The sequence below is a fragment of the Albidovulum denitrificans genome, from assembly GCF_002973535.1.
Taxonomy (GTDB): Bacteria; Pseudomonadota; Alphaproteobacteria; order Rhodobacterales; family Rhodobacteraceae; genus Albidovulum; species Albidovulum denitrificans.
Genome location: NZ_PVEP01000005.1, coordinates 227968 through 239566 on the forward strand (window position 1 = coordinate 227968; position 11599 = coordinate 239566).

General features: G+C 65.1%; 22 protein-coding genes. All 22 read left to right on the forward strand.

Going from position 1 to position 11599, the window contains the following annotated elements; all coding sequences use genetic code 11:
- Positions 1–11: 11 nt before the first annotated feature.
- The 22 genes from LX70_RS13130 (at position 12) to LX70_RS13230 (ending at position 11550) form a co-directional block, all read left to right on the forward strand.
- A complete protein-coding gene (locus LX70_RS13130; protein WP_146111603.1) occupies positions 12–269 on the forward strand; it encodes a hypothetical protein in 258 nt (85 codons plus the stop codon).
- A 5-nt stretch (positions 270–274) separates the two neighbouring features.
- Positions 275–580 (forward strand): hypothetical protein, encoded by a 306-nt coding sequence (locus LX70_RS13135; protein WP_146111604.1) that lies wholly within the window; start codon positions 275–277, stop codon positions 578–580.
- Complete coding sequence (locus tag LX70_RS20775) at positions 570–707, forward strand: hypothetical protein (protein ID WP_170076192.1); 138 nt, start codon at positions 570–572, stop codon at positions 705–707. The genes LX70_RS13135 and LX70_RS20775 overlap by 11 nt, the downstream gene beginning before the upstream one ends.
- A complete protein-coding gene (locus tag LX70_RS13140; RefSeq protein WP_105515227.1) occupies positions 707–1012 on the forward strand; it encodes a winged helix-turn-helix domain-containing protein in 306 nt (101 codons plus the stop codon). Before LX70_RS20775 ends, LX70_RS13140 begins: the two co-directional genes overlap by 1 nt.
- Positions 1009–1245: a hypothetical protein gene (locus LX70_RS13145; protein WP_105515228.1), complete on the forward strand. Its 237-nt coding sequence runs from the start codon at positions 1009–1011 to the stop codon at positions 1243–1245. Before LX70_RS13140 ends, LX70_RS13145 begins: the two co-directional genes overlap by 4 nt.
- Positions 1238–1687: a regulatory protein GemA gene (locus tag LX70_RS13150; RefSeq protein WP_105515229.1), complete on the forward strand. Its 450-nt coding sequence runs from the start codon at positions 1238–1240 to the stop codon at positions 1685–1687. Before LX70_RS13145 ends, LX70_RS13150 begins: the two co-directional genes overlap by 8 nt.
- Positions 1684–1935, forward strand: a complete 252-nt coding sequence (locus LX70_RS13155) for a hypothetical protein (RefSeq protein WP_105515230.1) — start codon at positions 1684–1686, stop codon at positions 1933–1935. Before LX70_RS13150 ends, LX70_RS13155 begins: the two co-directional genes overlap by 4 nt.
- Positions 1935–2312 carry a helix-turn-helix domain-containing protein gene (locus LX70_RS13160; RefSeq protein ID WP_105515231.1) on the forward strand — a complete coding sequence of 126 codons (378 nt, stop codon included), beginning with the start codon at positions 1935–1937 and terminating at the stop codon, positions 2310–2312. Before LX70_RS13155 ends, LX70_RS13160 begins: the two co-directional genes overlap by 1 nt.
- An 8-nt stretch (positions 2313–2320) precedes the next feature.
- Positions 2321–2518 carry a hypothetical protein gene (locus LX70_RS20480; protein ID WP_146111606.1) on the forward strand — a complete coding sequence of 66 codons (198 nt, stop codon included), beginning with the start codon at positions 2321–2323 and terminating at the stop codon, positions 2516–2518.
- 216 nt (positions 2519–2734) lie between these two features.
- The gene (locus LX70_RS13165) at positions 2735–2971 is read left to right on the forward strand and encodes a hypothetical protein (RefSeq protein WP_105515232.1); all 237 of its coding nucleotides are present in this window, start codon (positions 2735–2737) and stop codon (positions 2969–2971) included.
- A gap of 141 nt (positions 2972–3112) precedes the next feature.
- The gene (locus LX70_RS13170; RefSeq protein ID WP_105515233.1) at positions 3113–4033 is read left to right on the forward strand and encodes a lysozyme; all 921 of its coding nucleotides are present in this window, start codon (positions 3113–3115) and stop codon (positions 4031–4033) included.
- A 3-nt stretch (positions 4034–4036) separates the two neighbouring features.
- A complete protein-coding gene (locus tag LX70_RS13175; protein WP_105515234.1) occupies positions 4037–4294 on the forward strand; it encodes an Acb2/Tad1 domain-containing protein in 258 nt (85 codons plus the stop codon).
- Between the two features lies 1 nt (position 4295).
- Positions 4296–4808 (forward strand): hypothetical protein, encoded by a 513-nt coding sequence (locus LX70_RS13180; RefSeq protein WP_211301715.1) that lies wholly within the window; start codon positions 4296–4298, stop codon positions 4806–4808.
- Entirely contained in the window at positions 4808–5173 is a 366-nt protein-coding gene (locus tag LX70_RS13185) for a DUF2730 family protein (protein ID WP_170076193.1), read from the forward strand. The genes LX70_RS13180 and LX70_RS13185 overlap by 1 nt, the downstream gene beginning before the upstream one ends.
- Positions 5170–5469, forward strand: a complete 300-nt coding sequence (locus LX70_RS13190) for a VpaChn25_0724 family phage protein (RefSeq protein WP_105515236.1) — start codon at positions 5170–5172, stop codon at positions 5467–5469. The genes LX70_RS13185 and LX70_RS13190 overlap by 4 nt, the downstream gene beginning before the upstream one ends.
- 1 nt (position 5470) lies before the next feature.
- Positions 5471–6010 carry a phage protein Gp27 family protein gene (locus tag LX70_RS13195; protein ID WP_105515237.1) on the forward strand — a complete coding sequence of 180 codons (540 nt, stop codon included), beginning with the start codon at positions 5471–5473 and terminating at the stop codon, positions 6008–6010.
- 240 nt (positions 6011–6250) lie between these two features.
- Positions 6251–6451 (forward strand): hypothetical protein, encoded by a 201-nt coding sequence (locus LX70_RS13205; RefSeq protein WP_146111608.1) that lies wholly within the window; start codon positions 6251–6253, stop codon positions 6449–6451.
- A gap of 3 nt (positions 6452–6454) precedes the next feature.
- Positions 6455–7921: a phage terminase large subunit family protein gene (locus LX70_RS13210; RefSeq protein WP_105515240.1), complete on the forward strand. Its 1467-nt coding sequence runs from the start codon at positions 6455–6457 to the stop codon at positions 7919–7921.
- Positions 7921–8109, forward strand: coding sequence for an antitoxin Xre/MbcA/ParS toxin-binding domain-containing protein (locus tag LX70_RS13215; protein ID WP_105515241.1), 189 nt, complete (start codon positions 7921–7923; stop codon positions 8107–8109). Before LX70_RS13210 ends, LX70_RS13215 begins: the two co-directional genes overlap by 1 nt.
- Positions 8109–9722, forward strand: coding sequence for a DUF935 domain-containing protein (locus tag LX70_RS13220; protein ID WP_105515242.1), 1614 nt, complete (start codon positions 8109–8111; stop codon positions 9720–9722). Before LX70_RS13215 ends, LX70_RS13220 begins: the two co-directional genes overlap by 1 nt.
- Positions 9715–10953: a phage minor head protein gene (locus tag LX70_RS13225; protein WP_105515243.1), complete on the forward strand. Its 1239-nt coding sequence runs from the start codon at positions 9715–9717 to the stop codon at positions 10951–10953. Before LX70_RS13220 ends, LX70_RS13225 begins: the two co-directional genes overlap by 8 nt.
- A gap of 96 nt (positions 10954–11049) precedes the next feature.
- On the forward strand, positions 11050–11550 hold the full coding sequence (locus tag LX70_RS13230) for a phage virion morphogenesis protein (protein ID WP_105515244.1): 501 nt from the start codon (positions 11050–11052) through the stop codon (positions 11548–11550).
- The last annotated feature ends 49 nt before the right edge of the window (positions 11551–11599 follow it).

Here is an 11599-nt window from a genome sequence, read left to right on the forward strand (position 1 = left end):
TGACGCAAGGCATGAAGATCGTCGCCCCGAAAGAGCAGCATGAGGCGTTTCGACTGAAGCTGATCGGCCTGTTCCGGCAGCACCAGTATACCGTCGACGCGCAGGAGATGCTCGCCATCTCGTCGTATTTCGTCGGTCAGCTGATCGCGCTTCAGGATCAGCGGAAGGTCACGCCGGAGCAGGCCATGCAGATCGTCCAGGCGAACCTTGCCGAGGGCAACCGGCAGGTGGTGCGCAACCTCATGGAGCAGACCGGGGGTATGGCGTGATGAACATGTTCCAGAAGAACGAGGCGCTCCTGCGAGAGTGTTTGTCATGGCTGCGTGAAACGCTGTTCGGAATTATCGAGTGCGACAGCTACCTGGTGACCAACGCCACCGGCGAGATCGAGCCCCGGCCAAATACGATGGGCGAGGAAAGCCGGGCCGAGGCGCGCGAGTTGATCGCCCTCATTCGCTCGATCGAGGCCCAGGTAGGAACCCCGTCTCCGTCACCCGGCCCTGACTGGCTCGATGACGTCATCGATGGACGGGGCGATTGGTCGCATCTCGTGCCGACGAGGATCAACCATGCGCACTGAAGATCATGGCTCGCGGCGCTTGCCGAGCGGATGGTGGATCCTTCCCGGCCTTGTTGTCAGCGTCTCTGCCTGGCTGATGCTGCTGGCGGCTCTTGCCGAGATGGTCATCAAGGGGTGGCAGGGTTGATGAACGAGATCGAGTATGCCGGGCTCCTGCGCAAGAGCGCCATGGAAACAGCCCGCAGGATGCGCAAGGGCGGTCCTGGGGGCGAGGTCCGCATCTGGGGAAGCCTGAAGGCCGACATTCTGGAAGAGCTGACCGGCCGACCGAAATCGGCCGCTGAGATCGCGTCGCACCTGGGCAAAGATACCAGCAGCGTGTCGTCCACCCTTTTAAGGCTTGAGCAGGAGGGTCTGGCGGTCCGCTCTGGCACGGCCATCGGTGGCAATGGAAAGGCCGTCACCGCCTGGGCAGGGGGCGCCGCGTCATGAACCCCGTCGTGACCATTTCCGTGCCGGTCTACCTATCCCGGCCCAATCCCGTCGATCAGCGCCTCGGTGAGGCCGAGGCGACCGTTGGTGGCGCCGAAGCACAGGTCGTTCTGACGACGCGCGGCCTTTACCTGACGGTCCAGAACGGCCCTTCCTGGGGGATCGACCTGAACGCGCTCACCCGCGCCATGGCGGATGCCGTCGCGCCGCCGAAGGAGGTGCGCCATGGCTGATCGGACCCTCCAGCGGATGATCCATGTCGGGTGTCGCGATCTCGGTATCGACAACGAGACCCGGCACGACCTGCAGCTGGTCGTGACCGGCAAGACCAGCATGTCCGACATGACCGACAGGGATCTGCAGAAGATGGTCGAGGCCCTGAAACAGCGGGGTTTCAAGCCGTTCGATCGAAAGCGGCCCGCAAAGGGGCGGAAGGCCGCCCCGCGCGCCGACGTGCGGTTCTGCCACGTCATGTGGCGCCTGCTGCACCAGAAGGGCGCCGTGCGGGTCGGCGGGGCGAAGGGGCTGAACGCCTTCATCCGTGCCCGCTTCGAGAAGAAGTGGGGTTCGGTCCCGATCGACATCGACACCATGCACGAATGGTCGGAGATCTCCGACATCGTCGATGCGCTGAAGGCCATGTGCCGCCGGAACGGGATCGAGGTGGACACATGAAGAAGCCGATCGTCGTCGTCTCCGATCATGCCCTTGTCCGCTACATCGAGCGGGTGCTGAAGATCGATGTGGAAACGCTCCGGCGCGAGATCGGCCGTCGTGTCGATCGCGGCGTCGAGATGGGCGTCACGGGCGTCGAGGTCGACGGGTTCATCTACAAGCTTCAGGAGGGGCACGTCACCACCGTGCTGGAGGCCTCTCGCCCGGACCTTCGGTGCGGCCGTCAGCGGAAGGAGCGGCCGGAGTGATGGACGCGCTGCCAGGCATCGCCGGACAGATCGAGGAGGCGATCGGTCGCGAGTTGACCGAGCGGCTGTTGAAGCGCCGGGGCGGGACCGAGATCTCGATCCCGAAGTTCGCGCGCGGCTCGATGCTGTCGGAGATCGTCGGGCTGCAGGCTACCGAGAAGATGATCCGTGAAATCGGACCCGGCCGGTTGAAGCTGCCCTGCGGCACGATGCGCGGCGCCAAGGCGCGCAAGGCCGAGGCGATCCGCATGCTGCGCGAGGGCGCCTCCGTCCCCCAGGTGGCGCTGGCCTGTGACCTCCATAGCCGCACGGTGCAGAGCTACCGCGCCGAGATGAGTGGCGGCGATGACCGGCAGATGGACCTGCCGTTTGAATAGGAGCCAAAATGCGATTGTCAGATGAAATCAGAGATGCCGTCATGCGCCATGATAAAGCATATCCCAATGGCAATTGGCGTTCGGTGAATGTTGAGCTTTCCGCTTTGTTCGTCCGTGCGGCTGAGATCCTGATTGGGGCGGGAATCGATCCCCTCCTATTGGGCAACGAGCGTCGCGCTGCCGTGCTCGAAAAGCTTGGTCACTGAGGTCTCTCCCGTATGGAGTTGGAAATCGATGCGATACGACAGAAGGGCAGTCTGTCCCTACATTCGCGGTCTTGAACTCGCGGATACCAAAGGCTTTGCTGCTGGAACTGATCCGGCGTTTCGTGAGAGCGATTGCCCCTACAAACGCTACGAACACCGGAAAAGCTGGATCGAAGGATTTCGGCGCGCGCGCCAGTGTGATGTAAGGAGCGATCAATGACGTCGACAGCTTGGGTGATGTACGACGACTTCGGTCATGACGGGTGCGGCGAGCCAATGGCAATCTGGTTGTCGAAACCATCGCCGGACGCTGTTCGCCATGCCAGAAAGAAGAACGGAGCGATCCACGATGTCGATGATCAGATGGCGCGTGAGGTCGTCGAAACCGGACAAGCCCAGCGCGGTTTTGGCTGGACCATCTGCCTCGTTCAGCTCGAGATATCCGAGCCTTAAAGTCCCCTTTGACAGCTGATCCATCCATCTGACAAAGTGCCTCGGCCGACCGGATCGGCTTCCCCCTGAAGACCTTCGGGGGCGATTTATCCCCCCACCAAAGGTGATGTTCCTCGTGCGATCAACTCGAGGTGTATCCCTATGGACATGGAGGTCAGCCATGAAGGTCTGAGCTTTCTCGAACGGCATGAAGGCATTGTCCTGCGCGCCTACCGCGATGCCGTGGGCGTCCTGACCATCGGCGCGGGCCTGACCAAGGCCTCTGGCGTGGTAGATCCGAAGCCCGGCATGACGATCACGGCCGAGGAGGCGTCGCGCCTGCTGACGCTCGCCCTGCGGCGCAACTACGAACCGGCGGTGCGCTATGCCCTGAGCCGCTACGGGCAGGTCGATTGCGCCCAACATGAGTTCGACGGCGCGCTGAGCTTCCATTTCAACACCGGCGCCATCAAGCGCGCGAGCTGGGTCGATGCCTGGCACATGGACAATCGGAAGGGGGTTCGCGCGGGCCTTCTGAAGTGGGTCAAGGGCGGCGGCAAGGTCCTGCCCGGCCTGCAGCGCCGCCGCGCGGAAGAGGCCGATCTGATCCTCGACGGGACATACGGGTCGCAAACGGCGAAGCCGAAGCGCCGCCCCGGCATGGCCGTCATCACCTTGCGCCTGAGCGACGCCGAGCTGGCGGACGTCCGCAAGGCTTTGAAGACGCTCGGCTACGATCCCGGTCCCAATCCCGACTTCGTGGCCGAGGCCGCCGTCCGCGCGTTCCAGGAGCGCCATGCCCTGACCGTCGATGGCATCCTCGGCCGTGCCACGCTGACCACCCTGCAACGCCGCCTCGATGCCCGCACGAAGACCGGCACCGTTGCCGCCGCCGGTGGCGCTGGTGGTGCCGCGACGCAGGTGCCGGGCATCGGCATGGAGACCTCGGCGACGGCCGTTGGCGTCGTCCTGATCTGCGTCGCCATCGCTGGCCTCTATCTCGCCTGGACCTATCGCGACGTGGTCGCCGCGAAGATCCAGCGCTTCGCCCCGAAATCCGCAGCCTGGCTCAGGAGCAAGTGACCCATGACCAAGGGAGAATACCGCGTCGGCGTGACGTTCAACCCGTCCGGCGACGACCAGGTCGCCGAGATCAAGTCCGCCGCCGCCCGCCTGATCGACCTGATCGAGGGGATCGCGACACATTCGACGTCCCGCGTGGCGATCGATGACGAGGCCAGCCGCGAGCGCGGTCGGCTGAAGGCGCTGGCCCAGACCGCCACCGAAGAGGCGGCGATGTGGGCCGTGAAGGCCGCCACGAAACCGAACCGGAAGGAGGCCTGACATGGTGCCTGCCCTCATCGCGCTGGCCGCCCAGGTCGGCGTCCCCATCATCCGCGACATCCTCGCCCGCAAGATCGGTGAGGGGAATGCACAGCTGGCCACCGACGTGATCGGCGTCGTCGCCCGCCACGCCGGTGTTGCGCCCGACCAGCTCGAGCAGCTGGCGGTCGATGAGCCGGGCAAGGTGATGACCGCCATGGTCGCCGCCGAGCCGGAGGTGGCGGAGCTTGTGCCGCTTTACATGGCCGAGCTTGCGGCCCGGCAGGAGACCTACCGCATGGAGGCTGAGGACCCGCTCTGGGCGCGCGCCTGGCGCCCGCTCGGCATGTACGGTCTCGGGTTCATCTGGCTGTGGAACCTCGTGATCCTGCACGTCGCCAACGCGATCTGGAAGACCGCCCTGCCGCCTACCGACCTCGGGATCCTCCTGCAGCTCAGCGCGCTTTATATGTCGCTCTACATGGGCGGACACACCGCGAAAGACCTGATGGCCAAATGGACGGGGCGCCGCTGATGGGTGCCGAAGTCCTCAATATCTCGCCCTTCGTCGTCTGGGTCATCGCGCTTTCGCAGCTGCTGACCTTCGGCCTGACGGTCTGGAACCTGATGGCATCTGGCAGCCGCACGAACGCCAAGTCGATCGAACAGAACCGGATCCGCATCGACAGCCACGAGGCGCGTCTGTCCTCGGTCGAGCAGACCCTGACGGGCATGCCTGGGCGCGAGGACGTCCACAAGATGCAGCTCTCGATCACAGAGCTTGGCGGATATCTGCGCGAGATGCGCGCCGAGATGAAGGGCACGAGCGAGATCATCAAGCGCATCGAGTTCTCCGTCGACCGCCACGAGAGCCACCTCCTCGATGGAGCCAAACGATGACCGACTACGCCGAAACCGTCCGCCAGCACCGCCGCCTCGCGATCCTGCGCCATCTGGAAGAGGTGCCGGACTACACCTCGAACAGCTCGATCCTGCAGGGTGTCCTTCAGGGGCTTGGCCTGCCGTCATCGAGCGACCAGGTCGTGACCGATCTTGCCTGGCTGAAGGAGCAGGGGTTCATCGACGTGACCGGGTCGCAGGACTTCTCGGTCGTCAGCGCGACGCGGCGCGGTGTGGAGATCGCGCGCGGCATGGCCACGCATCCCGACATCCAGCGCCCCCGGCCGAGGCGCTGACATGCCCAGCCCCCGCAAGGTCGATCTACTGCCCGAGGAGCTGCGCGAGTGGCTCGAAGAGGCGCTGCGCAAGAGCGGCTTCGGCGACTACGTTGCCATCGCCGAGGAGCTGAACTGGAAGCTTGAAGAAGCCGGGCTGGAGCTCCGCATCCAGAAATCCGCGCTGCAGGAGTTCGGCGTCCAGTATGCCGAGTTCGTCAAGGTGCAGAAGGCGGCCGACGCCTGGGCGAAGGAGTGGATGACCGAGCAGGGGATCGGCGACGAGGCCAAGCGTCACAACATCCTCTTCCAGATGATCACCGCTCTCGCCTTCAAGGTCATGCAAGCCCAGATGGCCAAGACCGGAGACGAGATCGATCCGAAGGAGCTGCATTTCCTCGGCCGCATGATGAAGGACATCATGCAGTCGTCGGGGATCCGCGAGCAATTGATGGATGCCGAGCAGAAGCGGCTCGACGCGAAACTCGTTCTGGCCACCGAAAACGGCGAAATCACAGAGGACTTCCGTGTCAAGGCCCGCCAGATCTTGGGGTTTGCGTGATGGCGTTCCGGTGGGTGGACACTAATGGCAAGAAGGGACGCGATTTCGCGACCACGCGTGCAGCTAGGGAGGACGCGATCAGGGAGGCGCGTCGTCGGGGAGGCGTGTCGGTTTCGCGAGCGGCCCGGCCTCTGGACAGCGATCTAGAAGCCACTCTGTGGAAGGCCCTTTCCGACATCGGCTGGCACATCGAATTCGGCCTAGGAATTGGTGGACATCTCGATGCCGCGCGGTGAACCCATGAAACACCTCGCCGACGAACACGCCGAGATCGGGCGCCTCGTCCTCGCCGCCAACCTGAACTTCAAGATCAGGCCGCTGCGCACGATCCTTGCCGCGTTCCTCTTCGGGCGCCGGGAGCGGATCGAGCATCTCGGCCGCCGGTTCTCGATCGCGCATTGGCGCGGGCTGCCGTACCTGATGTCGATCCGGGAGCTCTGACCCATGTCGGCGCTCGCCCCGGACAGCCCGATCATCAACTTCCTGCCCTATCAGCGGGCGTGGATCGCGGACCAGTCGCGCTTCAAGATCGGCATGTTCACGCGCCGTGGCGGCAAGACCTTTGGCAGCTGCGGCGAGATCGTGGCCGATTGCACCCAGGCGGAGATCGACGGGCGCAAGACGCGCTGGACGATCCTCTCGCGCTCGGAGAACACCGCCAAGGAGGCGATGGAAGATGCGCTGAAGCCGATGACGCGCGCCTATTACGAGGTGCTGCGCGGCCTGTCGCGTGGAGGCCAGCCGGTGTTCGAGGAGGGCCAGTTCCACGTCCCGGCGCATTCCCGAGAGGTGACGCAAGGTGACCGCGTCTACATGGTCGATGTGCCGGAGGCGAGCTACAAGACCCACGAGGTGCGGTTTCCGGGCGGCAGCCGGGTCACGGCGCTGTCGGCGTCGCCCGACGCGGCGCGTGGCTTCGGCGGCAACCTGCTCCTCGACGAATTCGCCTTCCATGCCGACAGCCGTCGGATCTGGGGATCGGCCTTTCCGGTCGCCGCGCGGGGCGGTCACAAGATCCGCGTGATCTCGACCCCGAACGGCAAGGGCAACATGTTCTTCCAGCTGATGACGGCCGAGGGCTCCAACTGGTCCCGCCATCACGTCGATATTTACGAGGCCGTTAAACAGGGCCTTGATGTCGATATTGAAGAGCTGCGGAAGGGTATCGCCGACGAGGATGCCTGGGCGCAGGAATTCGAGCTGCAGTGGCTCGATGCCGCATCGGCCTGGCTCGACTACGACCTGATCTCCGCCTGCGAACATGCCGCCGCCGGGATGAAGGAGCACTATCAGGGCGGGCCGTGTTTCGTTGGCGTCGACATCGCGGCCCGCAACGACCTCTTCGTCATCGTCGTGCTTGAGGCGGTGGGCGATGTTCTCTGGGTGCGCGAGATCATCGCGAAGCGCCGGATCTCGTTCCAGGAGCAGGACCGGCTTCTGGACGAGGTGTTCCGCCGGTACCGCGTGGTCCGCTGCCGCATGGACCAGACCGGCATGGGCGAAAAGCCGGTCGAGGATGCCAAGCGCCGCCACGGTCAGGTCCGGGTCGAGGGGGTTCTCTTTACCTCTCCCGCGCGGCTGGAGCTTGCGACCGATCTGAAGGAATCGATGCAGGACCGGAAGACCCGGATCCCGGCGGGCGATCCGGTGTTGCGCGCCGACCTTCATGCGATCCGCAGTCAGGTCGGCGTGACCGGCATTCGCCGCCTCATCGCCGACAGCGACACGGACGGCCACGCGGACCGCTTTTGGGCTATGGCGCTTGCCGTCTCGGCCGGGACGAGCCCCGCGCAGGACTATGAATATCGGGGTCTCAATTCGTCCGGTCAGGGCGACGGCCCCGATGACGGGTCAGAAGATCGCGGCTGGTGGCGCAGTCCGGCCGGTGCCGCGATCCGGGGGAGCATCTGATGAAGCCCGATCGCCGCCCCGTCCGTCAGCGTCTCGCGGAGTTCTACACTGAGCCTGAAATCGAGGTTTGGTTGACCAGACCGCACCCGCAGCTTGCAGGCAGGTCTGCCGCCGAAATGGTGAGCGCGGGTGAAGTGGAGGTGGTCCATGAAATCATAGATCGGCTCGATGCCGGAGGATACCTGTAATGGCTACACCCACTCTCCTCGACCGCTGGGGCAACCCCGTTTCCCGAAAGCAGCTGGCAGATGAGGTCGCCGTTCCGACCCTGACGGGCATTCGCTCGCCCCTGTCGGGATACCCTGCCGATGGCCTCAACCCGCTGCGCCTGGCGGCGATCCTGCGCGATGCCGATGCCGGTGACACGGTGCGCTATCTGGAGCTGGCCGAGACGATCGAGGAGCGGGATCCGCATTACCTCGGCGTCCTCGGTACCCGGCGCCGCTCCGTCAGCCAGATCGACGTGTCGGTCGAGGCGGCCTCCGATGATCCGAAGGACGTAAAAATCGCGGACATGATCCGCGACTGGCTGCGCCGCGACGAGCTGACCGAGGAGCTCTTCGATATCCTCGACTGCATCGGGAAGGGCTATTCCTTCACCGAGATCATCTGGGACACGTCCGAGGGCCAGTGGATGCCGGAGCGGCTGGAATACCGCGATCCGCGCTGGTTCCGCTTCGACCGGACGAACCTCGCCACACCCCTTCTTCTGAGCGAACACGGGCAGGAGGAACCCCTTCCTGCCTTCAAGTTCATCTTCGCCTCGATCAAGGCGAAGTCCGGGCTGGTCCTGCGCTCCGGCCTCGCCCGCGCGGCCGCCTGGGCATGGATGTTCAAGGCGTTCACCCAGCGCGACTGGGCGATCTTCACGCAGACCTATGGCCAGCCCCTGCGTCTCGGCAAGTTCGGGCCGAACGCCAGCGATGAGGACAAGAACATCCTCTTCAGGGCGGTTGCGAACATCGCTGGCGATTGCGCGGCGATCATCCCGGAAGGCATGGAGATCGAGTTCGTCGAGACCAAGTCGGTCGGCCAGACCTCGGATCTCTACGAGCGCCGAGCCGACTGGCTCGACAAGCAGATCTCGAAGGCCGTCCTCGGGCAGACCGCCACCACCGATGCCGTCACCGGCGGCCTCGGGTCTGGCAAGGAGCACCGGCAGGTCCAGGAGGACATCGAGCGGGCCGATGCGCGCGCTCTCTCGGCGATCCTGAACCGCGACCTGATCCGGCCCTGGGTCGATCTCGAGTTCGGTCCGCAGAAGCGCTATCCGCGCCTGGTCATTGCCCGTCCCGAGAAGGAAGACCTGAAGGGCCTTGTCGATGCCGTCGTAAGGCTCGTGCCCCTCGGCATGCGGGTCGAGCAGAGCGAGATGCGTGACCGGCTCGGCCTCTCCGATCCCGGCAAGGATGCGGAGCTTCTCGGGCAGCCGAAGGCGGCGGAGCCGCCGGTTGCCGATCCGAACGCGCCACCGGCCGCGAAACCGGACGCCACGGCCGATCCAAAACAGGCCGATCCGGGCGCGGTCGAGGCGCCCCAGAGTGCCGGGGTGACGACGGGCGCGGATCCCGTCGATCTCATCACCGAACGTCTTGCGGGCGAAGGCGGCCCGGCCGTCGGCAAGATGCTCGGCCAGATCGAGGCGATGCTGGGTGCCGCCGGGTCTCTGGATGAGTTCCGCGTCATGCTGCGGGAGGCCTATCCGAACCTCGACGACGGGCCGCTGACGGAGGCGCTGGCCGACGGTCTTCTGGCGGCCGAGCTCGCCGGGCGGGCAAGCGCGGAGGAGGACAGTGCCTGAGGATCTGAGCGGCATCTTCCGCAAGCCGTTCCCGGAGCAGGTCGCCGCGCTGCGGCTTCGCTTCGGGGATCTTCGGCCGACGGCGCGTTGGGATGACCTGACAGGCGCCCAGCATGACCGGGCCTTCATGGTGGCGGGAGCGGTCAAGGCCGATCTCCTGGCCGACCTCGCCGCCGCCGTCGATCGCGTTGTCGCCGAGGGCGGCTCGCTCGAGGACTTCCGCCGCGACTTTCGGGACATCGTGGAACGGCACGGCTGGCATGGCTGGACAGGAGAGGGCACGAAGAAGGGCGAGGCATGGCGAACCCGCGTCATCTATCGCACGAACGTCGCCACGACCTATTCGGCCGGGCGGCTGGCCCAAATGCGCGAGGCGAAGTTCCCGCTCTGGGTCTATCGCCACAGCGGGGCCGAACACCCTCGCCTCGATCACCTCTCGTGGGATGGGCTGGTCCTGCCTGCCGACGATCCGTTCTGGGCTGCGCACTATCCGCCGAATGGCTGGGGCTGCGGCTGCCGCGTGGCTGGCGCGCGCTCCATGCGCGGCGCGATCCGTTTGGGAGGGAAACCCGGCTTTACGACGCCACCGTCAGGTTGGGACAGTGTCGATCCCCGAACCGGGACGCCGCCAGGCATCGGAAAAGGGTGGGATCACGCGCCGGGGGATACGGTGAGCGATACGATCGCGACCATGACCGAGAAAACCATCAAGTGGGAACATGTCCTGGCGAAGGAGTTCATGGCCTCTCTGCCAGCGGGTGTTGTCGACGATTTTGCCAGTGGGTACCGCCAGCTTCCTTCACTACGAAGTTCGGTCGGGAGCTTCGTGAAGGCCACGCTCACCGGCGGGAGCGCGGCACCGGCCGACGCCTACAAGACACTCGGTCGTCTTACCTCGGCGCATGTCGAGGCGGTACGGTCGGCCGGATTTGATGTGGCTGGCTTCGACTTCAACCTTGAACAGGATGCGATCCGCCATGTCGCCTCCGGGCATTTCGATGCGATATCGGAGACGGCGCGCGGTCAATCTGCGGTCACGGTGGAGGATTTCGCCAATCTGGCGAGCCACCTCGATTTTGTAACGGCAATCGAGGCGGGTGATGTTCAGAAAGGTCAGGCGCGGCCCAGCGTCGTCATGAAGATCAGGGTCGGCAATCAGACCTGGACGGTTGTGTTCGAGATCCGAAGACGCCGCAAGATGCTGGTCTTGAAGACGATGTTCAAAAAGTAGAGTGGGCGAGGAAGGAGGAGGTGACTTGGGCCATACGTCCGAAACGATCGCGGTAGAGCCGCAACGGTCCCTGCCACCTCTCCTGGAAAGATAATCATGCTGCGCATCGAACTCAAGGACGAGGAAGTCCAGGCCGCGCTTGCCCGCATGGCGGCCGCGATGACCGACATGCGCCCGGCGATGCAGGATATCGGCGAGGTGCTGGTCGAGGGGACGAAGCAGCGTTTTGCCGACGGCGTCGATCCAGACGGCAACCCATGGGCGCCGAAGTCGCCCACCACGATCGAGGCCTACAAGGCGCGCGGCGACAGCGTGAGCTTCCGGCCGCTGATCGGCCCGACGCGGGCACTATCGACGACAATCCACTACAGCGCCGGTCCCGACCAGGTGGAGATCGGGTCGAACCGTATCCAGGCGGCCGTGATGCAGGGTGGTGCCGCCAAGGGGCAGTTCGGGCGCACGAGCCGGGGCGGACCGATCCCCTGGGGGAACATTCCGGCGCGGCCGTTCATCGGCCTCTCTGCGCAGGACAGCGCGAACGTGATCGACATCGTCGAAGAGTGGCTCGAAGGGGCCGCGTCCGGTGGCCCGAAGTGAGGCGTCGGGCGAATTTCCCGACGCGGACGCGCCTGCGATCGGCCGGTCA

Excerpts from the sequence above, each read along its gene's own strand:
- LX70_RS20775 (WP_170076192.1), top strand. The coding sequence starts at position 570 with ATGCGCACTGAAGATCATGGCTCGCGGCGCTTGCCGAGCGGATGGTGG.
- LX70_RS13230 (WP_105515244.1), top strand. The coding sequence starts at position 11,050 with ATGCTGCGCATCGAACTCAAGGACGAGGAAGTCCAGGCCGCGCTTGCC.
- LX70_RS13190 (WP_105515236.1), top strand. The coding sequence starts at position 5,170 with ATGACCGACTACGCCGAAACCGTCCGCCAGCACCGCCGCCTCGCGATC.
- LX70_RS13175 (WP_105515234.1), top strand. The coding sequence starts at position 4,037 with ATGACCAAGGGAGAATACCGCGTCGGCGTGACGTTCAACCCGTCCGGC.
- LX70_RS13145 (WP_105515228.1), top strand. The coding sequence starts at position 1,009 with ATGAACCCCGTCGTGACCATTTCCGTGCCGGTCTACCTATCCCGGCCC.
- LX70_RS13210 (WP_105515240.1), top strand. The coding sequence starts at position 6,455 with ATGTCGGCGCTCGCCCCGGACAGCCCGATCATCAACTTCCTGCCCTAT.
- LX70_RS13195 (WP_105515237.1), top strand. The coding sequence starts at position 5,471 with ATGCCCAGCCCCCGCAAGGTCGATCTACTGCCCGAGGAGCTGCGCGAG.
- LX70_RS13155 (WP_105515230.1), top strand. The coding sequence starts at position 1,684 with ATGAAGAAGCCGATCGTCGTCGTCTCCGATCATGCCCTTGTCCGCTAC.
- LX70_RS13205 (WP_146111608.1), top strand. The coding sequence starts at position 6,251 with ATGAAACACCTCGCCGACGAACACGCCGAGATCGGGCGCCTCGTCCTC.
- LX70_RS13180 (WP_211301715.1), top strand. The coding sequence starts at position 4,296 with ATGGTGCCTGCCCTCATCGCGCTGGCCGCCCAGGTCGGCGTCCCCATC.
- LX70_RS13215 (WP_105515241.1), top strand. The coding sequence starts at position 7,921 with ATGAAGCCCGATCGCCGCCCCGTCCGTCAGCGTCTCGCGGAGTTCTAC.
- LX70_RS13150 (WP_105515229.1), top strand. The coding sequence starts at position 1,238 with ATGGCTGATCGGACCCTCCAGCGGATGATCCATGTCGGGTGTCGCGAT.
- LX70_RS13165 (WP_105515232.1), top strand. The coding sequence starts at position 2,735 with ATGACGTCGACAGCTTGGGTGATGTACGACGACTTCGGTCATGACGGG.
- LX70_RS13140 (WP_105515227.1), top strand. The coding sequence starts at position 707 with ATGAACGAGATCGAGTATGCCGGGCTCCTGCGCAAGAGCGCCATGGAA.
- LX70_RS13220 (WP_105515242.1), top strand. The coding sequence starts at position 8,109 with ATGGCTACACCCACTCTCCTCGACCGCTGGGGCAACCCCGTTTCCCGA.
- LX70_RS20480 (WP_146111606.1), top strand. The coding sequence starts at position 2,321 with ATGCGATTGTCAGATGAAATCAGAGATGCCGTCATGCGCCATGATAAA.
- LX70_RS13170 (WP_105515233.1), top strand. The coding sequence starts at position 3,113 with ATGGACATGGAGGTCAGCCATGAAGGTCTGAGCTTTCTCGAACGGCAT.
- LX70_RS13130 (WP_146111603.1), top strand. The coding sequence starts at position 12 with ATGAAGATCGTCGCCCCGAAAGAGCAGCATGAGGCGTTTCGACTGAAG.
- LX70_RS13185 (WP_170076193.1), top strand. The coding sequence starts at position 4,808 with ATGGGTGCCGAAGTCCTCAATATCTCGCCCTTCGTCGTCTGGGTCATC.
- LX70_RS13160 (WP_105515231.1), top strand. The coding sequence starts at position 1,935 with ATGGACGCGCTGCCAGGCATCGCCGGACAGATCGAGGAGGCGATCGGT.
- LX70_RS13135 (WP_146111604.1), top strand. The coding sequence starts at position 275 with ATGTTCCAGAAGAACGAGGCGCTCCTGCGAGAGTGTTTGTCATGGCTG.